Raw genomic sequence first — 22,290 nt, 5'->3', positions numbered from 1 at the left:
GGGTGCCGTGCGAAGGTCAGGCGCCGACCGCGGCGAGCGACGGCGTCCGCGCCTCGTCGTAGCGGTCCAGCAGGACCCGGGCGACCTCCGGCGCGGGACCGAGGACGTCGCCGAGCACGTCCGCGCCGGCGGCGCCCCGGGCGATGCGGTCCGGCAGGAAACCGGGGGCCAGGACGTAGGGGGCGACGGCGACGCGTTCGCAGCCGAGGGCCCGCAGCTCGTGGACGGCGTCCTCGGTGCGGGGAAGGGATGCGGAGGCGAACGCAGGCCGCACGGCGCACCAACCGGTGTGCCGCCACTCCCGCGCGATTTCTGCGATCACTGCGATCGCCTCCGGGTCGGTGGACCCGGCCGAGGCCAGTACGACCCCGGTCCGGGACTTGTCGGCGGGCGCGAGCCCGGCCTCGTACAGCCGCCGTTCGAGCGCGGCCGTCAGCAGCGGGGACGGACCGAGCACCTCCGCCTGCCGGATCCGCAGCCGCGACGGCGCCTCGCGCAGCACCGCCGGGATGTCCGACTTGGCGTGGAAGGCGCGGGTCAGCAGCAGCGGCAGCGCCACCACGTCACGCACCCCCTCGGCCGCGAGCGACGACAGCACCCCCTGCACGGAGGGGACGTTGAAGTCGAGGAACCCGGTCTCCACGCGCAGGCCCGGGCGCTGGGAACGCACCCTCCGCACCAGGGCGTGCACCGTCGCGGCGTGCCGCGGATCGCGGCTGCCGTGGGCGATGACGACGAGGACGGGACGCTCGGGCCTGTTCATGACGGGGTCAGCCCTTCACCAGGAGTCCGCGGCTGCGCAGCACCCACCGCTCCACCGGGCTGAAGACGATCAGGTCGATGGCGATGCCGACGAACAGGATGAGGAAGATGGCGAGGAAGACCATCGACATGGAGCTGGCGTTGCGGCCGTTCTCCAGCAGCTGGCCGAGGCCCACGCCGAGGTCGGGGGAGGAGGCGATGATCTCCGCGGCCATCAGGGAGCGCCAGGAGAACGCCCAGCCCTGCTTGAGACCGGCCAGATAGCCGGGCAGGGCGGCCGGCATCACGATGTGCCAGGTCCCCCTCAGGCCCGTCGCGCCCATCGTGCGGCCGGCCCGCAGGAACAGCGGCGGCACCTGGTCGACGCCCGACACCAGCCCGTTGGCGATCGAGGGGACCGCGCCGAGCAGGATCACGGCGTACATCATCGAGTTGTCCAGGCCGAGCCAGATCACGGCCGGCGGCACCCAGGCCACCGACGGCAGGGACTGGAGACCCGACAGGATCGGGCCGATCGCGGCGCGCACGAACTTGACCCGGGCCACGAGCAGGCCCAGCGGGGTCCCGATCACCAGGGCGAACAGGAAGCCGAGCAGACCGCGCGAGACGCTCGTCCAGATGTAGTCGAGCAGGGTGCCCTGGAGCCAGGCGTTCTTCACCTCGCCCCAGACGTCCGACGGCGAGGGCAGCTTGGTCGGGTCGTCGACGATCTTGAAGGTGATCAGTGCCTGCCAGGCGGCCAGGACGATCACGAACGCGACGAGCGGGGGCAGCACCTTCTGCCGGAACGTCGTGCCGAAGGAGCGCCGGCCGGCGACGGAGGACTCCAGAGCGTCGAGTCCCGCCTCCAGTCCGCCGAGCCCGTCGTTGTCCCGGACGGCCGCGTCGGACTTCGTCTCAGTGCTGGCCATGACGGCGGATCTCCCCACGCAGTTCTTCGGTGATCTCGATGGACAGTTCCGCCACGGGGGCGTCCTCGATGCGCCGCGGCTGCGGGATGTCCACCCTCCACTCGCGGGCGACCCGCCCCGGGCGGGAGGACAGCAGGACCACCCGCTGGGCGAGCCTGACGGCCTCGCGGACGTTGTGCGTGACGAACAGGACCGACAGTCCCGTCTCCCGCCAGATCCGCGTGAGTTCGTCGTGCAGCACGTCCCGGGTGATGGCGTCCAGCGCCGCGAACGGCTCGTCCATCAGCAGGATCTGGCTGTCCTGGGCGAGCGCCCTGGCCATCGCCACCCGCTGGCGCATACCGCCGGACAGCTCGTGCACCCGCTTGCCGTACGCGCCCTTGAGCCGGACGAGTTCGAGCAGTTCCTCGGCCCGTTCGCGCCGCTCCGCCTTCGGAACTCCCCTGAGCCTCAGGGCGAGTTCGATGTTCTTGCCCGCGGTCAGCCACGGGAAGAGGGCGTGCTCCTGGAACATCAGGGCCGGACGCCCGTGGGTCGTGATGGTGCCGGCCGAGGGCTTGTCGAGCCCCGCGACCAGGTTCAGCAGTGTGGACTTGCCGCACCCCGAGGCCCCCAGGAGGGTGACGAACTCGCCCGGCGCGACATCGAGGGTGATGTCGTCGAGGACGAGCTGGGGTCCCGCGGGTCCGGCGAAGGACTTCGAGACGTGCTCGATGCGGGCGGCGTACTCGGTCGTGGCGGCGCCGTCGGCGGCCTTGGCGAGCGTCGTTGCCATGGTCGTCACCTCCTGGGAACTCATCGGGATCGGGGGTTACTTGACGCCGAGACCGGCGTCGTCGACCTTGCTCTCACCCGCGGCGGCCAGGACCTTGTTCAGGAGCGTCAGGTCGTAGATGCCGGTCAGGTTCGGCTTGTCCAGGAGACCGGCCTTCACCGCGTGGTCCGCCTCGGTGGTCAGCGTGGAGGCCAGCGGGTCGTCGGTGATCTGGATGGACTTCCACGCCGGGTCGAGGACGTTCGCCGGCAGCGCCTTGCCCGAGTCGGCCTCCAGCTGCTTGTTCGCGGCGGCCTTGGCGTCGTCCGGGTTGGCGTTGATCCACTTGTTCGTCTCGACGGAGCCCTTCAGGACCGCCTCGACGACCTTCGGGTGTTCCTTGAGGAACTTCTGCGACACGATGATGTTCGTGATCACGAACTTCTTGCCGGGCCACAGGTCCGACTCGTCCAGGAGCACCTTGCCGCCCTCGGCGACAAGCTTGGACGCGGTCGGCTCCGGCACCCAGGCGCCGTCGATGGAACCGGACTTGTAGGCGTCCGGGGTGATCTTGTTGTCGGTGCGGACGACCGACACGTCACCCTTGCCGCTCTGCGCGTCGACCTTCCAGCCCTGCTCCGCGGCCCAGTTGAGGAACGCGACGTCCTGCGTGTTGCCGAGCTGCGGCGTCGCGATCTTCTTGCCCTTGACGTCCTTCAGGGACGTGATCTTCTTGGGGTTCACCACGAGCTTGACGCCGCCCGAGGCCGAACCGCCGATGATCCGCAGGTTCTTGCCGCCCGACTTGGTGAAGCCGTTGATGGACGGCGAGGGGCCGATCCAGCCGATGTCGATGGACCCCGAGTTGAGTGCCTCGATCTCGGAGGGCCCGGCGTTGAAGATCTGGTACTTCGCCTGGGTGGCGCCGAGCTCCTTCTGGAAGAAGCCCTTCTGGTTGCCGACCAGCGCGGTGGCGTGCGTCAGGTTGCCGAAGTAGCCGATCTTCACGGAGTCGAGTCCGTCGATCTTCTTCGAGCCGGCGGCGACCTTGGCCGCCGCGTTGTCGTCCTTGGCCTCGGAACCGTAGCTGCACGCGGCGAGCGCGAGCAGGGGGAGAGCGGTGACGAGGGCTATACCGCGGCCGAGCAGCTTGGTGCGCGTGGAGCGGATGGCAGGCACGGGAGGTTTTCCTCTCGGTGGCCCGGCGGTCACGCCTTTCTCAGGTCGTGGCCGGGAGGTCGGCAGGTCTTCGTCGTAACGGGGACGTCCGGTGGGGGGACGGGGCGCGCAAGCGGTGCGCGTACGTCATCGCGCACATCGCGCCACTCCGCCCTGCCCGCTGCCGAGGGCGCCGCTGCCGACGCGGCCGCCCTCCTTCGCGAACGTGGAGTAGATGTCGATGGGGTTCATGTCAGAAGTCCCAGCCGTCGTCGTCGGACTCGTCCTTGACCGGCTGCGGCGCGGCGAAGGACTCGCCGACCATGCCCGCGGTCAGCGTGGTGCCGTCGGCCGGGTCGATCAGGATGAACGCGCCGGTGCGGCGGGAGTCGGCGTAGGAGTCGACCGGGAGCGGCTCCGCGGTGCGGATCTTGACCCGGCCGATGTCGTTGGCGACCAGCCGGCCCGGGTGCGGGTGCAGCGAGAGGTCGTCGAGGGTCAGGCGGGAGGGGATGTCCTTGACGATCGCCTTGACGGTGCGGGTGCCGTGCTTGAGCAGCACCCGGTGGCCGACGGTGAGCGGCTCGTCGGCGACGTGGCAGACGGTCGCCTCGACGTCCTGCGTGGTCGCGGGCGCGTCCTTGCTCGGCACGAGCAGATCGCCGCGGGAGACGTCGATGTCGTCGGCCAGCAGGACGGTCACCGACTGGGTCGTCCAGGCCGCGTCGACCGGCTTGCCGAGCAGGTCGATGCCGGAGATCGTCGTCGTCCGTCCGGAGGGCAGCACCGTCACCTGCTCGCCGACGCGGAAGGTTCCGGCGGCGATCTGGCCCGCGTAGCCGCGGTAGTCGGGGTGCTCGGCGGTCTGCGGGCGGATCACGTACTGCACGGGCAGCCGCGCGTGGCAGTGCGCCAGGTCGTGGCTGACCGGCACCGTCTCCAGGTGCTCAAGGACGGTCGGGCCGCCGTACCAGTCCATGTTCGCGGACGGCTCCACCACGTTGTCGCCGGCCAGCGCGGAGATCGGGATCGCGGTGATCTCGGGGACGCCCAGCTCCGAGGCGTACGCCGTGAACTCCTCGGCGATCGCGGCGAACACCGACTCCTCGTACGCGACGAGGTCCATCTTGTTCACGGCGAGCACGACGTGCGGGACGCGCAGCAGCGCGGCGACGGCGGCGTGCCTGCGGGTCTGCTCGATGACGCCGTTGCGGGCGTCGACGAGCACGACGGCGAGGTCGGCGGTGGAGGCGCCGGTCACCATGTTGCGCGTGTACTGCACATGGCCGGGGGTGTCGGCGAGGATGAACCGGCGGCGCGCGGTGGCGAAGTAGCGGTACGCGACGTCGATGGTGATGCCCTGCTCGCGCTCGGCCCGCAGGCCGTCGGTGAGCAGCGCGAGGTCGGGGGTCTCCTGGCCGCGGCTGCGGGAGGCGTGCTCGACGGCCTCCAGCTGGTCGGTCAGGATCGACTTCGAGTCGTGCAGCAGTCGCCCGACGAGCGTGGACTTGCCGTCGTCGACGGAACCCGCGGTCGCGAAACGCAGCAGCGTGGTCGCCGAGAGCTGTTCGACCGACAGGGGCTCGGTGGGTTCGGTGGTGCTGGTCATGTCTAGAAGTACCCCTCGCGCTTGCGGTCTTCCATCGCGGCCTCGGACATCTTGTCGTCGGCGCGGGTCGCGCCGCGCTCGGTGAGCCGGGAGGCGGCGATCTCGGTGATGACGGCGTCCAGCGTGGTCGCGTCCGAGTCGACGGCGCCGGTGCAGGACATGTCACCCACGGTGCGGTAGCGGACGAGCCGCTTCTCGACGGTCTCGCCGTCCTTCGGGCCGCCCCACTCGCCGGCGGTCAGCCACATGTTCGACCGCTGGAAGACCTCACGCTCGTGCGCGAAGTAGATCTCGGGCAGCTCGATGCCCTCGCGGGCGATGTACTGCCACACGTCGAGCTCGGTCCAGTTGGACAGCGGGAACACCCGGACGTGCTCGCCGGGCGCGTGCCGGCCGTTGTACAGGTTCCACAGCTCGGGCCGCTGGCGGCGCGGGTCCCACTGCGAGAACTCGTCGCGCAGCGAGAACACCCGCTCCTTGGCCCGGGCCTTCTCCTCGTCACGGCGTCCGCCGCCGAACACGGCGTCGAAGCGCTCGGACTGGATCTTCTCCGTCAGCGGCAGCGTCTGGAGCGGATTGCGGGTGCCGTCGGGACGCTCGCGCAGCACACCGCGGTCGATGTAGTCCTGCACCGAGGCCACGTGCAGCCGCAGCCCGTGGCGCTCCACGGTCCGGTCGCGGTAGTCGAGGACCTCGGGGAAGTTGTGCCCGGTGTCCACGTGCAGCAGCGTGAAGGGCACCGCGGCCGGCGCGAACGCCTTCAGCGCCAGGTGCAGCATGACGATGGAGTCCTTGCCGCCGGAGAAGAGGATCACCGGCCGCTCGAACTCACCCGCCACCTCGCGGAAGATGTGGACGGCCTCGGACTCCAGGGCGTCCAGGTGCGACAGCGTGTAGGGGCTGCTCCCGGTCTCCTCGGAGACACTGGCGACGGTCGTCATGCGAGACCCTTCTCGGTGAGCAGCGCGTGCAGCGCGGCGGCGGACTCCTGGACGGTCTGGGTGTGCGACTCGATGCGCAGGTCGGGCGACTCGGGCGCCTCGTAGGGGTCGTCGACCCCGGTGAGCCCGGTCAGTTCGCCCGCGGCCTGCTTGGCGTACAGACCCTTCACATCGCGTACGGAGCACACCTCGACCGGGGTCGCCACGTGCACCTCCAGATACGTCGTGCCGTTCTCCCGGTGGCGCCCGCGCACGGCCTCGCGGCTGTCGGCGTAGGGCGCGATGACCGGGACGAGCGTCTTGACGCCGTTGCGGGCGAGCAGTTCGGCCAGGAAGCCGATGCGCTGCACGTTGGTGTGCCGGTCCTCGCGGCTGAAGCCGAGGCCCGCGGAGATGAACTCGCGGATCTCGTCGCCGTCGAGCACCTCGACGCGGTGGCCCTGCTCACGCAGCCGGCCCGCCAGCTCGTAGGCGATGGTCGTCTTGCCGGCGCTCGGCAGACCGGTGAGCCAGACGGTGGCTCCGCTCGTCACTTGCCGCTCCTGGGAGATCGTGGGGTCCGCGGCGGGCGCGGTGTTCGTCGTCATCCGTGCAGTCCGCACTCGGTCTTCGCGCGGCCCGCCCAGCGGCCGGCGCGCGCGTCCTCGCCCTCCAGCACCCGGCGGGTGCAGGGGGCGCAGCCGACGGAGGCGTAGCCGTCCGTCAGCAACGGGTTGGTCAGGACGCCGTGTTCGGCGACGTACGCGTCCACGTCGTCCTGCGTCCAGCGGGCGATCGGGGAGACCTTGACCTTGCGGCGCTTCTCGTCCCAGCCCACGACCGGGGTGTTCGCCCGGGTGGGGGACTCGTCGCGGCGCAGACCGGTCGCCCAGGCCTGATAGTCCGTCAGGCCCTCTTCCAGCGGCTGGACCTTGCGGAGCTTGCAGCACAGGTCCGGGTCGCGGTCGTGGAGCCGCGGCCCGTGCTCGGCGTCCTGCTCGGCGACGCTCCGACGCGGGGTCAGGGTGATGACGTTGACGTCCATCACCGCCTCGACCGCGTCCCGCGTGCCGATGGTCTCCGGGAAGTGGTAGCCGGTGTCGAGGAACACCACGTCCACACCGGGGCGGGCCCGCGAGGCGAGATGCGCGACCACGGCGTCCTCCATGGAGGAGGTCACGCAGAACTTCGCGCCGAAGGTGTCCGCGGCCCAGCGCAGGATCTCCAGCGCGGAGGCGTCCTCCAGGTCGCGCCCGGCCTGCTCGGCCAGGACCTTCAAGTCGTCGTCGGTGCGCTCGTGCTGAATGACCGTCATATCTCCGCCCCTCCACGCTCTTCCTGCTGCACGCCCCGGGACAGCAGTCCCAGGAACTTCAGCTGGAAGGCTCGGTTGCAGGCCGCGCATTCCCATGCGCCGTGGCCCTGTTCGCTGGGTCGCAGGTCCTCGTCCCCGCAGTAGGGGCAGTAGAACGGTGCCGCGCGCTCGCTCACGACAGGGCCTCCTCGGAGGCGCGCGTGGCCCAGACGGCGAAGCGCTCGCCGTCCTCGCGCTCCTCCTGGAAGCGCTTGAGGACACGCTCGATGTAGTCGGGCAGCTCGTCCGAAGTGACCTTCAGACCACGGACCTTGCGGCCGAACCCGGCCTCCAGGCCGAGCGCTCCGCCCAGGTGCACCTGGAAGCCCTCGACCTGCTCGCCCGCGTCGTTCAGCACCAGCTGGCCCTTGAGACCGATGTCCGCGACCTGGATACGGGCGCAGGCGTTGGGGCAGCCGTTGATGTTGATGGTGATGGGCTCGTCGAACTCGGGGATGCGGCGCTCGAGTTCGTCGATCAGCGAGGCACCGCGCGCCTTGGTCTCGACGATCGCGAGCTTGCAGTACTCGATGCCGGTGCAGGCCATCGTGCCGCGCCGGAACGTGGAGGGACGGGCGGTGAGGTCCAGCGCCTCCAGGCCCTCGACGAGCGAGTCGACCTGTCCCTCCTCGACGTCGAGGACGATCATCTTCTGCTCGACGGTGGTGCGCACCCGGCCCGAGCCGTGCGCCTCGGCCAGCTCGGCGATCTTCGTCAGGGTGGCGCCGTCGATGCGGCCGACGCGCGGGGCGAAGCCGACGTAGAAGCGGCCGTCCTGCTGCCGGTGCACGCCGACGTGGTCGCGCCAGCGGGCGACGGGCTGGTCGGGGGCGGGGCCGTCGACCAGCTTGCGCTCCAGGTACTCGTCCTCCAGGACCTGGCGGAACTTCTCCACGCCCCAGTCGGCGACCAGGAACTTCAGCCGGGCGCGGTTGCGCAGGCGCCGGTAGCCGTAGTCGCGGAAGATCGAGATGACGCCCTCGTAGACGTCCGCGACCTCGTCGAGCGGGACCCAGGCGCCCAGGCGCTGGCCGATCTTCGGGTTGGTGGACAGACCGCCGCCGACCCACAGGTCGAAGCCGGGCCCGTGCTCGGGGTGGTTCACCCCGACGAAGGCGACGTCGTTGATCTCGTGCGCCACGTCCAGCAGCGGCGAGCCGGAGATCGCCGACTTGAACTTGCGGGGCAGGTTCGAGAAGTCCTTGTTGCCGATGATCCGGCGCTGGATCTCCTCGACGGCCGGGGTGCCGTCGATGATCTCGTCCTCGGCGATGCCGGCGACGGGGGAGCCGAGGATGACACGGGGGGTGTCGCCGCAGGCCTCGGTCGTGGACAGACCCACGGCCTCCAGGCGCTCCCAGATCTCCGGGACGTCCTCGATGCGGATCCAGTGGTACTGGACGTTCTGACGGTCGGTGAGGTCGGCGGTGCCGCGCGCGAACTCCTGCGAGATCTCGCCGATCACGCGCAGCTGCTCGGTGGTCAGCCGGCCACCGTCGATGCGCACCCGCAGCATGAAGAACTTGTCGTCCAGCTCCTCCGGCTCCAGGATCGCGGTCTTGCCGCCGTCGATCCCGGGCTTGCGCTGGGTGTACAGACCCCACCAGCGCATCCGGCCGCGCAGGTCGTTGGGGTCGATCGAGTCGAATCCCCGCTTCGAGTAGATCGTCTCAATGCGTGTCCGCACATTGAGACCGTCGTCGTCCTTCTTGAACTGCTCGTTGCCGTTCAGCGGGGTGAAGTGACCTACGGCCCACTGGCCCTCACCGCGGTGACGGCTCACCTTGCGGCGGGGCGCGACGGCTGGATCCTGCGGGGTGGCGGCCATGGTTGTTACGTCCTTCGAGACTGCGGGGCAGGTCTGATCTGCGGCTCTGACCTGCGCATACGGGTGCATACGGAAGAATGGGCGCAGCACTGCGCAAGGGTCGCAAAAAGAGAGAGGGTCGGCGCTGCTGGGCTGGTCAGCTCGCCGGACAGATGGCGCTGGACATGCGGCCGAGGTCGACGTGCCGCCGACTCACCAAGGCAATTCCAGTTCCAGACATGACGGAAGCGTGTCACGGGGATCTGAGGGCAGTCCACCGTCATCCATCATGTGGACACCCTGGTCTCGAATCCCGAGACGAGGGTGTTGTCGATCACATGACCGGCCCTCCCGCGGTGCCGCCGGGAGGGCCGGGAGCCGTGGTCACCACGGTGCAAAACGGGTCAGACGGCGTACGCGCCCGGCCAGGGGCCCGGGGTGACGGCCTCCGCCTCCTCCTCGACCTTGGTGTCGAAGAGCCGGAAGCCGCGGCGCAGGTAGTTAACCATCGCGTGCTCGCCGTCCTTGCTGCACGTGTGCAGCCAGACCCGCTTGGTCTCGGCCCGCCCCGGCCAGCGTCCGGCCAGGTCCCAGGCGCGCGCGACACCGTACGACAGGAGGTGTCCGCCGATCCGGCGCCCGCGGAACGCGGGGACGAGCCCGAAGTAGGCGACCTCCACGACCCCGTCGTCCTGGGCGTCGAGTTCGATGTAGCCCGCGGGGGTGCCCCGGTCGTAGGCGACCCAGGTCTCCGCGCCCGGCCTGCCGAGGACCTCCTGCCACTGCGCGTACGTCCAGCCGAGCCGGTCCGTCCAGAGGATGTCCCCGCCGACCGAGGCGTAGAGGAAGCGGCTGAACTCGGGCGAGGGGATCTCGGCGCGGACGATCCGCAGCTCCCCCTCGGGCGCGCTCGCGGGGATCAGGTCGGCCGGGGCGGTCTGCTCCAGGGACCAGGTGGTCACACTGATGTTGCTCATGACGGCCAGGGAATCACGTGGCCGGGCGCCTCTCCAAAGGCGTCCACGCTTCGACCGCCGGACCCGCGAGCGGCCGGGGAGCCCGGCGGGCCGTCCGGGAAGCCCCGCACGGACCGCGCCGCCCGTGTCGCACCGCCCGGACCGCGCCCGGCGCCCCGCGCTAGCCGAGCGTGCCGTCGACCGAGGACAGCGGTACCGCGTAGAGCACCCTGCGGTCCGTCGCGTCGCTGAGGCTCCACAGTTCGCCGGTCCGCTGCCAGTAGGACAGCGACCCGCTGCCGAGGCCCCAGCAGGCGTGCGACTGGTCGGCGGTGCAGGTGGCGGCCCCCGATCCGTGCCCGCTCTGGCGCCACAGGGACCCGTGCCCGTCCCGGCTGTCGGACGGCCGTCCGATGTACCACTGGGCCTCGCGGGCGCCGGCGGACCGGTGCGAGAGGGCGCCGGAGATCGCGGATCCCCTGGTCGTGTAGGCCTCGGTCGCGTCCACGTGCCCCTGGGCGTCGGCCAGCAGCCCGGTGCGGTAGGCGGCGGTGCTGAACGCGTACCGCCAGACACGGGTGTGCTCGGGACGGCCGGAGGCGGCCTCCGTCGCCACCAGGCTGTCGGGAGCGGTCGTACGGTCCAGGGAGAGCGAGCCGAAACAGGGGACCGCGTCGTCGCGGCCGCGGGTGCACGAGCCGCCCTCCGGGTCGTACGAGCCGATCGCGGGGAGCACGTAGCGGTAGCCGGCCGCCGAGTACCCGCGGCCCACCCGGCCCACGGCGGGGCTGTCCACGTCGGTGCGCAGCAGCCGGTGCAGGTCGAACACGAGCAGGCCGTCGCCGTGCTCCGCGGTGACGATCAGCTTGTCCCGGTACCAGACCATGCCCCCGAGGCCGGTGCGGACCGGCGCGAAGTCCCGGCCGCCGGCGCGCGGGGCGACGAGCAGGACCCAGCGGTAGCGCAGGGCGTCCGGGTCGGTGGCGTCGACGAAGGCGATCCGGGCCAGTCCCTCGTCCCGGTCCTGCGCGGCCGCCCGCCCGTCGCGGTGGGTCCAGCCGGCCAGGATCACCTGGCGGGTGCCCCACGCGCCCTCGTCCTCGGCGTCGCCCGAGGTGGTCACCGAACGCGGACGCCAGCGCGCGCTCCGGGCGTCGGCGTCGCTCCAGCAGTAGGCACGGGTGGCCGTCGGCTCGACCGGCAGCGCGGACCGCTCGTCCCCCGTGCAGTCGGCGGTGTTGCGCATGGAGTGGTCGGTGTCGCTCAGGACCCCGTCGACGCCGACGTTGCCGCCCATGTTCCCGCTGAGCGTGTCGAGCGTCTCGCGGGAGGTGAGGTTCTCGTGGAGGCGCAGCTGTGAGGAGGCGCCGGCGCGCAGCGCGGTGAGCTCGCCGGGGCTGTTGGCTCCGGTGGCCTGGGAGGTGCTGATCAGCGTGGCGGCCGCGGTGAGCGCGAGCGCGGTTCCGGCCAGGGTGGCGCGCAGCGCCTGGCCCCTTCTTCGGCGACGGTGTCTGCCACGCTGCTTCATGCGTCCTCCCGGATAGGCCAACTGCCTCCCCCGCCGAGGGCGTTGACGGAGAGACGGGTGGGGTGGCCCGTGGAGGGGATGCTACGGCAGTGACCCCCCTGCCAGGACAAAGACCGCGGAAGACGCCCCCGAAATACGCTCGCTCCACCCGGCCCCGCCGTCACGAGGGCGCCGGTTCGGCCGGTGTGCGGGCTCCGAGCAGCGCGGGCGCGGTGGAGTGCGGCAGCAGGTCCCGGGGGTCGTCGGGCAGCAGCACCTCGACCTCCACCTCCTCGCGGAAGCGGTACGGCCGGTGGTCGAGCAGCCCGATGAGCCGGCGGCGTACGCGGGACAGTTCGGCGCGGACCGTCACCGTGCGGGTGGGGTCGCCGAAGAGGTCGACCGCGAGCTGGGCCGCGCTGCGTCCCTGCCGGTGCACGGCGAGGACGTAGAGCAGTTCCGCGTGCCGCGGGCTCAGGTCCTGGGCCCAGCTGCCGGCCGTACCCGAGACGGTGATGTGCGGGCGCCGGGGCTCGCCGAGGTCGAGGACGATCCGGCCGGCGCTGCCCAGGTCGTCGGCGCCGGTGACGCGCAGCAGCCAGCCGCCGGGCATCGGCTCGACGGCACAGGTGCCGAGGGAGGGCAGCCAGCTGTGGCCCGCGCCGAAGGAGTCGGGCAGCGGGACCCGGTCCACGGGCGGCATCCCGGTGACGGCGGCGAGCCAGCCGTGGGAGTCCACCACCAGCGCCGGACCGTCCAGCCGGGCCAGCAGGGGAGCGGCCACCGCGCGCAGCCGCTCGATGGCCGTCAGATGCGCGGCCCGCAGTTCGCTTTCGGCCAGTCTTGACACGGTGTCGACGAGGGCCAGGGTGGCCGGGTGGAAGGTGTTGCCGGGGCCGCTCACGTCGATGATCCCGAGCAGCCGTCCGTCGCGCGGGTCGTGGACGGGGGCGGCCGCGCAGGTCCAGTCGTGCAGGGCGCGCACGAAGTGCTCGGCGGAGTGCACCTGGAGGGGGACGTCCGCCGACAGGGCGGTGCCGATGGCGTTGGTGCCTGTCGTCTCCTCGCTCCAGGCGGCGCCTTCCTCCAGGCAGATGGCGTCGGCCCGGCGCAGCACGCCGGGGTTCCCCGAGCGCCACAGGACCCGGCCCTCGGCGTCGGTGACCACCATGATCTGGAGCGAGGCGTCGGCGACCGTCCCGAGTCCGCCGTGCAGGGTCGGCATCACATCGGCAAGTGCGGTGGACGTCCGGCGGTGTTCGAGTTCGTCCGGCTGGAGCAGGATGCTGTCCGTTCCCTGTTCGGGTTTGACGCCGAAACGTTTCACTCTTTGCCAGGACCGGTCGATCAGCGGACGCGGGGCGAAGACGCCCCGCTCGCCCCCGGCCGCCGCGGTCCAGGTCTCCTTGAGGTGCCCGGCCTTCTCGGACGCGTCGGACGGTGCGAAACGGGCTGGGTCGAACGATGTGGTCTTCACAGAGCACTCCCGAAACAAGGACCTCGTACGGGCCGCGGCACCGCCGTCATCACACATCGTGCCTGCTCTCCGGGCCCTCCGCCGGGGCTTCGCACAAGGTGCACAAGGAATGCAACGGTCTGCAACTCTCGCCAACGGTCACAAGGTTCCTCGAAACTGACAGCGACGCCGCCCGTGCGGTGTCCGAGCTCCTGAACGGGGCGAGCGGCGGGGGTGGTGCCGTGTCGGCGCAGCACCACCCCCGCGTCAGCGCTTCCTCAGGCGACCGGCCGGGCCCGCTCCACCACCGTGGCCAGATCCAGACTGTGCGGCAGAGTGCCGAACCCCGTGCCCCAGTCACCGCCCAGGCGCGAGGCGCAGAACGCGTCGGCGACCTCGGGGGGCGCGTACCGCACGAGCAGGGATCCCTGGAGCACCAGCGCGATCCGCTCGACCAGCCGGCGGGCGCGGGCCTCGATCCCGTCCAGGTCGGCGAGTTCGGTCAGCAGGTTCTTGATGGCCCCGTCCAGCCGGTGATCCGCGCCGCGCGCCAGGCCCACCTCCCGCAGATACGCGTCCAGGGCCCCGGGCTCCCGCTGGAGGGCGCGCAGGACGTCCAGCGCCTGCACGTTGCCGGCGCCCTCCCAGATGGAGTTGAGCGGAGACTCCCGCAGCAGTCGAGGCATGCCCGACTCCTCGACGTAGCCGTTGCCGCCCAGACACTCCAGCGCTTCCACCGCGACCGGCGTACACCGCTTGGTCACCCAGTACTTGGCGGCGGGCACCGCGAGCCGCAGGAACGCCCGCTCCTGCTCGCTCCCGTCGTCGTACGCCGCCGCCAGCCGCATCGCCAGCGTCGTCGCCGCCTCCGACTCCAGCGCCAGATCGGCGAGGACGTTGCGCATCAGCGGCTTGTCGACCAGACGGCCGCCGAACGCCTCGCGGTACGTGGAGTGGTGGATCGCCTGCGCGACCGCCTGCCGCATCAGCGACGCCGAGCCGAGCACGCAGTCGAGCCGGGTCGCCGCGACCATCTCGATGATGGTGCGCACCCCGCGCCCCTCGTCGCCCACCCGGCGCGCCCAGGTCCCGTCGAACTCGACCTCGCTCGACGCGTTGGACCTGTTGCCGAGCTTGTCCTTGAGCCGCTGGATCCGGAAGACGTTACGGGTGCCGTCCTCCAGGACCCGCGGCACCAGGAAGCAGGTCAGCCCGCCCGGGGCCTGAGCGAGCACGAGGAAACCGTCCGACATCGGCGCCGAGCAGAACCACTTGTGCCCGGTGAGCGCGTACGTCCCGTCCTCCGCGAGGGGCCTCGCCTCGGTCGTGTTGGCGCGGACGTCGCTGCCGCCCTGCTTCTCCGTCATGCCCATGCCGAAGAGCGCGCCAGCCTTCTGGGACGCGGGACGCAGTTCCTGGTCGTAGACGGCGGACGTCAGCCGCGGCACCCACTCGGCGGCGAGCGCCGGGTCGGTGCGCAGCGCGGGCACCGCCGCGTGGGTCATCGACAGCGGGCATCCGTTGCCCGCCTCGGCCTGCGTCCAGATCACGAAGCCCGCCGCGCGCCTGAGGTGTCCGCCGGGCCGGGTCCACGCCGAGGTCAGCCCCGCCGACACGCCCTTGCCGAGGAGCCGGTGCCAGGCCGGGTGGAACTCGACCTCGTCGATCCGGTTGCCGTAGCGGTCGTGGGTGCGCAGCTTCGGCGGGTTCTCGTTGGCCAGCGCACCCCATTCCTGAACCTGGGCGGAACCCGTCGTCCGCCCGAGCGAGGACAGTTCCTCACGCGCCTCCTGGAGAAGCTCCGGATCGAGATGCCGGTCGACCGCCTCGACGAGGGCCCGGTCGGCGGCGAATACGTCATATCCCACCAGGGGCGGAGCCTGGTTGGTCACGGTGTGGGTGCTGGCTGCCATGCCCTGATCCTCGCAGGGAATCCGGCCTTCAGGCCGGGCGGGAACGCGATCCTCTCGTGTCAGGCGTCACTCAGTCGTTCAGCATCTCATTCAGTATTTCAGTGGATGGGTGTCGGGCGTCAGAGGGTCTCCAGTGGAAGCCAGCTGCCTCCTTGACCTGTGGGTCCCATGTGAAGCAGGTCAGCCTGCGCAGGTCGTCTGAGTTCGGTGGCTCGCGAGACCTGTGTCGTCGTGCCCGATGGCGGCGCGCGCCCCGGTCCGCGATCCTGGCGGCGCTGATGGCCCCGTGGAAGGCAGGTTTGGGTTACCTCCTGGAACGAGGACGGAGGCCCTCCGAGGTCTGGGAACCCTGCGATCGGAACGAGAGGCCATAGGCCCTGTCCGACGTTCCCGACGGTGTCCGCGTCACCCAGGGCGGCCCCGGCGCCTCGCCGGACTGCTGGACGCCGCCTGGGCGCAGTCGGAGCGGCTCGGCGAACCGGCCCGTGTACGACTACGGCATGACCGTCACCCCGGAGCGGCAGTGGATCGGGCACGCCGACCCTGAGGACGACCCGCGCTGGCCCGTCGGGGACTGAAGTCCGTTCGGGCCGAAGGTGGTTCGGGGTTCGGGCTCGTTCAGGAGCCGTTGCCGGCGGTTTCGGCCTCCGGGGCGGTGTCGGTGGCGGTGGCAGGGGTCAGGCTCGGGAGGTGCCGCGGAAGGACAGGACGACGGCGAGGGCGCAGCCGCAGGTGATCGCCCAGTCAGCGAGGTTCATCATGCTGAAGTCGCGGACCGCGATGAAGTCGACCACCGCGCCCTGCGCGCCGCCGAGGAGCGGAACAGCCGGTCGGTGCGGTTGCCGAGGGCGCCGCCGAGCAGCAGGCCGAGCGAGAGCGCCCACGAGGTGCTGGCCAGACGGCGGGAGAGCCGGACCACCACGACGACGGCCGAGGCGACCAGGTGAAGACGATCGTCGCCGCCTCACCGATGGAACGCGGGTTGCGCTGCACCCGCAGTTCCAGCCAGCTGCCGATCAACTGCACGGACGAACGTCCCTCCAGTCGGGCGACCACCGCCAGCTTGCTGCCCAGGTTGACGACGTACGCGGCGGCGACCGCCCGTAGCAGCAACACCCACCGGAGCACGGTGGAGGCGTGGCCCTTCGTCGTGTCGTCCGGCGTCGGGTCGCTGGCGCGCTCTCCTCGCGCTCTCGGTCCCCGTGGGCTGCAGGCGGGGCCCTCCCCACAGGAACGTACCCGGAGCGATTTCCGCCCGTTGCCCCGGGCCGTTCGGTGTTCCGCGCGGTCCGTGCGGATCCGGGCGTTCCGGGTATGTCGGACGGGCGAGAAGGGCATGATCGGGTCCGGATGTGCCGGTTCGTCAGATGATCGGCTTGATCGGTGGGGGAGCAGTGGACCACAAGGACGACGTGGCGAGCGCGTTGGAGGACCTGCGGCTGCAGCTGTACCGGGCCCAGGACGAGGGCCGGCGGGAGCAGTTCCGGTTCGAGGTGGAGAAGGCCGAACTGCACCTGGAGGTGCAGGTCCGCAAGGACGCCACGGGCAAGGCGCAGCTGTCCATCGGCGCGGCCGGGGCCGAGGCTGGCGGGGCCGCAGGGCAGAGCCGCACTCACAAGCTGGTGCTCGTGCTGAACGTGCGGGACGACGCGGTGAACGGCCCGGTTGAGATCGATCGGGAGGAGTACCGGCCCGGCTCCGACTGGAACCTTGGCGGCGCGGGGGGCAACGACGCGGAGGGGGCGGCAGCACGGAACACCGAATGGGACGATCCCGCCGCACGCCGCCCGGGAGCGACGCGGAGTCGCGCACTGCCTGGTGAAGGTGACGCGCCCCGATGAACCTGACCGAGCAGGACCTGGCCCGGCTGACCCTGGTGAAGGTCAGCCGCAGGACCGGGTACGTGAGGTACGGCTCCGGTTGGCTCCTCGGGCCGTGCCTGGTGCTGACAGCACGCCACGTCGTCACCGACTCGGACGGCACCCCGCTGCCGGAGATCCAGGTGCAGGTGGGTGATCCGCGCACCGGCGCGCCCTCGCCGCCGCCTGTCCGGCGCAAGGCCCGGGTCTGCTGGTCCCGGCCCGGCCCCGTGCCCGGGGACGCCCCCGACGTGGCCCTGCTCCTGCTGGACGAGCCCGTGCCCACGGAAACCGCACCGCCGGTGCGCTGGGGCCGGATCAAAGGCATCACCACACTCCCGTACCAGGGCTTCGGGTTCCCCCGGTTCGCCGACCCCCGGGACCTGACGGGGCGCAGCCCGGTGAAGAACCCGGTCGAGCACCTCCGCGGGAAGCTCTCACCGGTTGCTACCGACGGCCTGGACGCCTTGGTCCTGGACACCAGCACCTGGCCACCCGAGTCGGCTGCCCCGAAGCAGCAGTGGTCGGGCGCCTCCGGCACCGCCGTGTTCTGCTACGGCCGCCTGGTCGGCGTCGTCAACGAGGCCTACGGCGGGCGCCGCCAGTACGCCTACCCCGTCCGCTTCCTGCTGGCGGACGACGGGTTCCTCGGGCTTGTCACGAAACACGGCGGCGGAGAGCCGTTCCTCGAAGACGTCAGCGACCGCCACCGGGATCCGCTGGCCCCGGAGGCGTCCTGGCCGGTGGTACTCGGACGCGCACCCGCCCTGGTGACCGCCTTCCAGCCGCGCGCCATCCTGCAGAAGCAGATCAACGAGGCCCGCTCGCGCACGAGGACGGTGGTGCTCACCCAGGTGCTCTCCGGTGGCGGCGGCGTCGGCAAGAGCCAACTGGCCGCCTCCTACGCAACCCACGCCATCAAAGAGGGCACCGACCTGGTGATGTGGGTGGACGCCACCGGACTGCAACAGGTTGTCACCCAGTACGCGCAGGCCGCGAAACGCCTCAAGCTTCCAGGTGCGCAGGGCGAGGACCCCGAGCACAACGCCCGGGTGTTCCTGGAATGGCTGGCCGCCACATCCAGCCGCTGGCTGCTGGTGCTCGACGACATCACCGACCCCGACGCGCTGCGCCCCTGGTGGCCGGTCAGCCTCACCGGCGCCGGCTGGGTGCTGGCCACCACCCGGCGGCGCGACGCCGAGGTCAACGAGAATGGCCGCACCGTCGTCTCCGTCGACGTCTACGAACCCGACGAGTCGGCCGCCTACCTCGACGCCCGGCTGGCCGCCGCCGACCGGGCCTACTTCCTCGACGGCCGGGCCCCCGCGCTCGCCGAGGCGCTGGGCCACCTCCCGCTCGCGCTGAGCCATGCCACCGCGTACATGATCCACGAAGAGCTCGGCTGCACCGCCTACCTGGAGGTCCTCGCCGCGCGACAGGCCCTCCTCGACCAGGTCCTCCCGCCCGCCCCGGACGACGAGGGCAACCTCCGCCGAATCACTGCCACCCTCCTGCTCTCCCTCGACGCCGTCCAGGCCCTCGACCCGCTGGCCACCCCCGTCTTGCGCCTGACCGCTCTCCTCGACCCGGCCGGCCACCCCCGGAGCCTGTGGGACACCGCACCGATCGCGGACGGACTCGTCGACCGCAGGCGCTGGGTGTTTCGCCGCCGCCCGCCCGCTCCCACCCCCGCCCAGGCCAACAGCGCCCTGAACCTCCTGCACCGCTACGCGCTGATCACCCGGGACGGGCGCGACGAGGCCCGCGCGGTGCGCATCCACGCCCTCACCGCCCGCGCGGTGCGCGAGAGCACCCCTCCCGCGGACCTGCCCCGCCTGGCCACCGCGGCCGCCGACGCCCTGACCGACGTCTGGCCCGACGCCGACCAGCCCCACCCCGAGCTCGCCGACGCACTGCGCACCAACACCGACACCCTCGCCCGCCACGTCGGCAACCATCTGTGGACGCCCCTTCCGCACCCAGTCCTGCAGCGGGCCGGAAACAGTCTCCTCGACAACGGCCTGGCCAGGCTCGCGATCCCCTACTGGCAGGCCCTGGCCGAGGACTGCGCCCGGCGGATCGGCCCCGGACACCGCCGCACACTCACCGCCCGGATCAACATCGCCACCGCCCACCAGCGGGCGGGGTTCCTCTACGAATCCATTGCGCTTCACCAGCACGCGGTGACCGACTGCGAACGGAACCTCCGCCCCGGCGACCCCTTCACCCTCACCGCCTACGCCAACCTTGCCACCACGCTCTACGAGGCGGGCCGCACCGACGAGGCGATCGCCATCGAAGAGCAGGTGCTCGCCCACTTCGAGCAGACCAAGGGCCCAGGACACCCCGACACCGTCAAAGCGCGCAGTCAACTCGCAGCCTCCTACGCTCAGGCTGGGCGCACCGCGGAGGCCGCCGCCCTCAACCGACGAACGGTGCCCGACCTCGAACGGATCAACGGCACGGACCACCCCGACACCCTCAACGCCCTCGGCAACGCCGCGTCCGATCTCTGGCGTAAGGGGGAGACCGAGAAAGCCCTCGAACTCCACCAGAAAGTCATGCTGAAGAGCGAGCAGATCCTCGGCCGGGACCACCCCGACACCCTCCGCCACCGAGAGAACGTCGCCACCTGCTACTGGCAGCTCGGACGCGCAGCCGAAGTCATCCCCCTCCAGGAAAAGATCCTCTCGGACAGTGAGCGGATCCTCGGCCCGACCCACCAAGCCACCAACACCACCCGCACCAACCTCGCCCTCTTCTACCACCAGGTGGGCCGCCTCGCCGAAGCCATAGCCCTGGCCGAACGGGCGCTCGCCGACGACGAACAAATCCGACCCAACCACCCCGTTACGACCAGCACTCGCAAATTTCTCGGTGTCCTGCTCGAACAAGCGGTCATCGAGCACACGCGGATCCACGGCCCCGACCATCCCGAGACCATCACCCTCCGTCGGAAGCTGGACGCCTGGCGGCGCTCCAGTTGGTGACTCGGAGCGGAGTAGTTTCGCCTGACCGGTAGGAGGATTCTTGAAACGTCAACAGACTGTTTAGGATCCTGGGATCGCATACTGCCTGATCAGGGAACCTCCGCATGTCCGTCACCGCCAAGCCGCCACGCTGGGAAGCCGCGCCTGGCACGCGACGCGCGCCGGTCGCCCTGCCATTGGGGCACTGCTGGTGCTGGTCGCGGTCGGCGTGGCCGTGCACCAGCCGGTGCTGATCCCGCCGCTGGCGGCCAGCGCCGCCCTGGCGCACGGCGCGCCCGTTGATGCACCGCTCGACGGTGTTGCGCTGCTTGTAGGCCTGGCGGTCGAAGGCGGGCGGCCTGCCTCCGCGGCTGCCGCGCCGCAGCCGGTTCGCCCGTTGGTCCGCCGGGACGGGGATCACTGTGCGGATGCGCCGTCTGCGCAGGTGGTCGCGGATGGCGTGCGAGGAGTACGCCTTGTCGGTCAGGACGACGTCGGGCCTGGTGCGCGGCCGTCCACGCGGCCGGGGGACGTGCAGACGGGCCGTCACCGTGGTGAAGGCGGGAGCGTCGCCCGGCTGGCCCGCGGTCAGCACGAAGGCCAACGGTCGGCACCGGCCGTCCGCGGCGAGGTGGATCTTCGTGGTCAGCCCGCTGCGGGAGCGTCCGATGGCGTGGTCGGCGGGCTCGCCGGCCGCGGCCCCTTTTTGCGGGCCCCTGCCGGGTGCTGGTGCGCGCGGACGATCGTGGAGTCCACCGACACGGCCCAGTCGAGGTCCTCGTCAGGGTTTGCCTGGGCCATGAGCGAGGTGAACACTCGCTCCCACGTGCCGTCGACGGCCCACATCCGCAGCCGGTTGTAGATACCCCGCCAGTTGCCGTACTTCGCCGGCAGGTGCACCCACTGCGAACCGGTCTGGAACTTGAAGGCGATCGCGTCGATCACCTCACGGTGATCACGCCACCGGCCACCGCGCTTAGGCGTCCGGTCCGGCAGCGACGGCTCAATCCGCACCCACTGCGCGTCAGTCAACGACACATCCAGACCAACGAGCAGAAGATCCAAACGAAACCGCCTAGCGGAACTCCGTCACCAAAGCCGTATGAATCGGCAGGACCGCGAAAGGTCAGTCGCACATCAGGCGGAGGCGCAGTCGGCAGCGTAGACAATGGGCGACCGGGTCGATGCTCGGACCCGCGTCACGGCATCACTGAGCCAGGTGCGACTGGAGGCCTTCGTCCTGGAAGCTGTACAGGGATCCTTCCTGGCGCAGGATGCCGCAGGTGTGCAGTACGTCGAGGCAGTTCCGTTCAGCAGTTCGAGCTTCAGGGGCTGTGAGCCTGGAAGTGACAGCAGTGCGGGATCGCCGCGTGTCAGCAGCAGGACGGTGGCATGTCATCGTCGATAGACTTGTCGATCTCTTCAAGAGCGGTGTCTTGGGCCTGACCGTCTCGCAACTCGTCGAGGCCATCGAGGATGAGGAACACCTCGTCACTGATCAGAAACTCGCGCAGCAGAGACTCGGGTGTAGGCAGGAGCTCGCGCAGACGCGGGAAGGTGGTGACGACTTGCCGTTCATGCCACTCGGGGAACGCCTCGTCGCGCGGGCTCCAGGATGCCAACGATAAGTGCAGGGGTACGCACCCGTCGCGCTTAGCGAGTCCGTAGTTGAGCACAATGGCGAAGGTTGTTTTGCCCGTCCCTCCCTCGTCGAAAATTATGGTTTTGCCGGGGGTCTGGCCACTCGTGAAGAGATCGGCGACCTTCTTGGCGTAGTCCTTTACCTCCCATACGCCGTAGTCCAACACCAGCGACGTGGTAGGAGTCGGCCCTGATGCGTGGGTCAACGTGACGGATGCGAGGGGTCTGCGATGCAGGCCGCGCTGCTTGCGCTCGCTGGACCAGTACCGCCTGACATCTGTATGGAGCTCGGGCAGCACATCCTTAAGCGTCTTTTGAGTCGGAGGGTTCTGGATCAGAGGTGATAAGAGGGTGATGACGAGCGCAAGTACCGAGGCCCAAGAATCGGCGCTAGGCAACCCCTGGGTGACGAAAGCCCGTGTCAGCCAGCCGCCGGCGGTCAGTTGGATCGCCCTCCTCAGTCAGTCCCGCCACGTAGCGTTCTGCAGCTTGTTCATGACACTCACGACGCGTCCACCTCCCGCATGCCATACATGTGGACGCCCCACATTGGGGCCTAAGTTCCTCGCACAGCTCAGCATCGGAAGCGCGCAGCACGCAAAGGGGCGCGCGTTGGAGGTCTACGCCCCCGATTGGCAATGATTCGTATGAACCAACGAAATAAGCCGCGCTGCCTGGTGGTGTGGGAGTTGTTTTGGTGTGCCTGTAATGGCG

The 22,290-nt window shown here is 70.6% G+C and carries 18 protein-coding genes and 2 pseudogenes; 2 read left to right on the top strand and 18 right to left on the bottom strand.

Annotated features, from left to right (window positions below):
• Positions 1 to 16: 16 nt before the first annotated feature.
• The 16 genes and pseudogenes from ACFWI4_RS16480 to ACFWI4_RS16405 form a co-directional block, all read right to left on the bottom strand.
• A complete protein-coding gene (locus ACFWI4_RS16480) occupies positions 17 to 763 on the bottom strand; it encodes a sirohydrochlorin chelatase (protein WP_385394483.1) in 747 nt (248 codons plus the stop codon).
• A gap of 7 nt (positions 764 to 770) precedes the next feature.
• A complete protein-coding gene (locus ACFWI4_RS16475) occupies positions 771 to 1,673 on the bottom strand; it encodes an ABC transporter permease (RefSeq protein WP_387196229.1) in 903 nt (300 codons plus the stop codon).
• Positions 1,660 to 2,448 carry an ABC transporter ATP-binding protein gene (locus ACFWI4_RS16470; protein WP_385394488.1) on the bottom strand — a complete coding sequence of 263 codons (789 nt, stop codon included), beginning with the start codon at positions 2,446 to 2,448 and terminating at the stop codon, positions 1,660 to 1,662. Before ACFWI4_RS16470 ends, ACFWI4_RS16475 begins: the two co-directional genes overlap by 14 nt.
• 36 nt (positions 2,449 to 2,484) lie before the next feature.
• Positions 2,485 to 3,606 carry an aliphatic sulfonate ABC transporter substrate-binding protein gene (locus ACFWI4_RS16465; RefSeq protein WP_387196226.1) on the bottom strand — a complete coding sequence of 374 codons (1,122 nt, stop codon included), beginning with the start codon at positions 3,604 to 3,606 and terminating at the stop codon, positions 2,485 to 2,487.
• Between the two features lie 232 nt (positions 3,607 to 3,838).
• Positions 3,839 to 5,194, bottom strand: coding sequence for a GTP-binding protein (locus ACFWI4_RS16460; protein ID WP_339132176.1), 1,356 nt, complete (start codon positions 5,192 to 5,194; stop codon positions 3,839 to 3,841).
• A 2-nt stretch (positions 5,195 to 5,196) separates the two neighbouring features.
• A complete protein-coding gene (gene cysD, locus ACFWI4_RS16455; RefSeq protein WP_339132177.1) occupies positions 5,197 to 6,135 on the bottom strand; it encodes a sulfate adenylyltransferase subunit CysD in 939 nt (312 codons plus the stop codon).
• Positions 6,132 to 6,722 carry an adenylyl-sulfate kinase gene (cysC, locus tag ACFWI4_RS16450; RefSeq protein ID WP_387196221.1) on the bottom strand — a complete coding sequence of 197 codons (591 nt, stop codon included), beginning with the start codon at positions 6,720 to 6,722 and terminating at the stop codon, positions 6,132 to 6,134. The genes cysD and cysC overlap by 4 nt, the downstream gene beginning before the upstream one ends.
• On the bottom strand, positions 6,719 to 7,429 hold the full coding sequence (locus tag ACFWI4_RS16445) for a phosphoadenylyl-sulfate reductase (RefSeq protein WP_387196218.1): 711 nt from the start codon (positions 7,427 to 7,429) through the stop codon (positions 6,719 to 6,721). The genes cysC and ACFWI4_RS16445 overlap by 4 nt, the downstream gene beginning before the upstream one ends.
• Positions 7,426 to 7,605, bottom strand: a complete 180-nt coding sequence (locus ACFWI4_RS16440; protein ID WP_339132180.1) for a hypothetical protein — start codon at positions 7,603 to 7,605, stop codon at positions 7,426 to 7,428. Before ACFWI4_RS16440 ends, ACFWI4_RS16445 begins: the two co-directional genes overlap by 4 nt.
• Complete coding sequence (locus ACFWI4_RS16435; protein ID WP_387196215.1) at positions 7,602 to 9,296, bottom strand: nitrite/sulfite reductase; 1,695 nt, start codon at positions 9,294 to 9,296, stop codon at positions 7,602 to 7,604. Before ACFWI4_RS16435 ends, ACFWI4_RS16440 begins: the two co-directional genes overlap by 4 nt.
• Positions 9,297 to 9,432: 136 nt before the next feature.
• The gene (locus ACFWI4_RS16430) at positions 9,433 to 9,516 is read right to left on the bottom strand and encodes a putative leader peptide (protein WP_309486338.1); all 84 of its coding nucleotides are present in this window, start codon (positions 9,514 to 9,516) and stop codon (positions 9,433 to 9,435) included.
• Positions 9,517 to 9,679: 163 nt separating this feature from the next.
• Complete coding sequence (locus ACFWI4_RS16425; protein WP_387196212.1) at positions 9,680 to 10,252, bottom strand: GNAT family N-acetyltransferase; 573 nt, start codon at positions 10,250 to 10,252, stop codon at positions 9,680 to 9,682.
• 160 nt (positions 10,253 to 10,412) lie between these two features.
• Positions 10,413 to 11,759, bottom strand: a complete 1,347-nt coding sequence (locus tag ACFWI4_RS16420) for a hypothetical protein (protein WP_387196209.1) — start codon at positions 11,757 to 11,759, stop codon at positions 10,413 to 10,415.
• Between the two features lie 160 nt (positions 11,760 to 11,919).
• A complete protein-coding gene (locus tag ACFWI4_RS16415) occupies positions 11,920 to 13,215 on the bottom strand; it encodes a GAF domain-containing protein (protein ID WP_387196206.1) in 1,296 nt (431 codons plus the stop codon).
• A 257-nt stretch (positions 13,216 to 13,472) separates the two neighbouring features.
• On the bottom strand, positions 13,473 to 15,107 hold the full coding sequence (locus ACFWI4_RS16410; protein ID WP_387196203.1) for an acyl-CoA dehydrogenase family protein: 1,635 nt from the start codon (positions 15,105 to 15,107) through the stop codon (positions 13,473 to 13,475).
• Between the two features lie 677 nt (positions 15,108 to 15,784).
• A pseudogene (locus tag ACFWI4_RS16405) lies at positions 15,785 to 16,235 on the bottom strand (signal peptidase II).
• 266 nt (positions 16,236 to 16,501) lie between these two features.
• Here ACFWI4_RS16405 and ACFWI4_RS16400 point away from each other — a divergent pair.
• Entirely contained in the window at positions 16,502 to 16,948 is a 447-nt protein-coding gene (locus ACFWI4_RS16400; protein WP_387196200.1) for a trypco2 family protein, read from the top strand.
• Complete coding sequence (fxsT, locus tag ACFWI4_RS16395) at positions 16,945 to 19,956, top strand: FxSxx-COOH system tetratricopeptide repeat protein (protein WP_387196198.1); 3,012 nt, start codon at positions 16,945 to 16,947, stop codon at positions 19,954 to 19,956. Before ACFWI4_RS16400 ends, fxsT begins: the two co-directional genes overlap by 4 nt.
• 277 nt (positions 19,957 to 20,233) lie before the next feature.
• Here the strand turns inward: fxsT and ACFWI4_RS16390 are convergent.
• Positions 20,234 to 20,979 (bottom strand): annotated as a pseudogene (locus tag ACFWI4_RS16390) (IS5 family transposase); the annotation flags it as partial.
• A 329-nt stretch (positions 20,980 to 21,308) separates the two neighbouring features.
• Positions 21,309 to 21,875, bottom strand: coding sequence for a hypothetical protein (locus ACFWI4_RS16385; RefSeq protein ID WP_387196196.1), 567 nt, complete (start codon positions 21,873 to 21,875; stop codon positions 21,309 to 21,311).
• Positions 21,876 to 22,290: the final 415 nt, after the last annotated feature.

This window comes from Streptomyces sp. NPDC127038, assembly GCF_042725875.1.
Lineage (GTDB): Bacteria > Actinomycetota > Actinomycetes > Streptomycetales > Streptomycetaceae > Streptomyces.
Note: the sequence above shows the minus strand (reverse complement) of the source record. Positions and strands in the feature narration are given on the sequence as shown.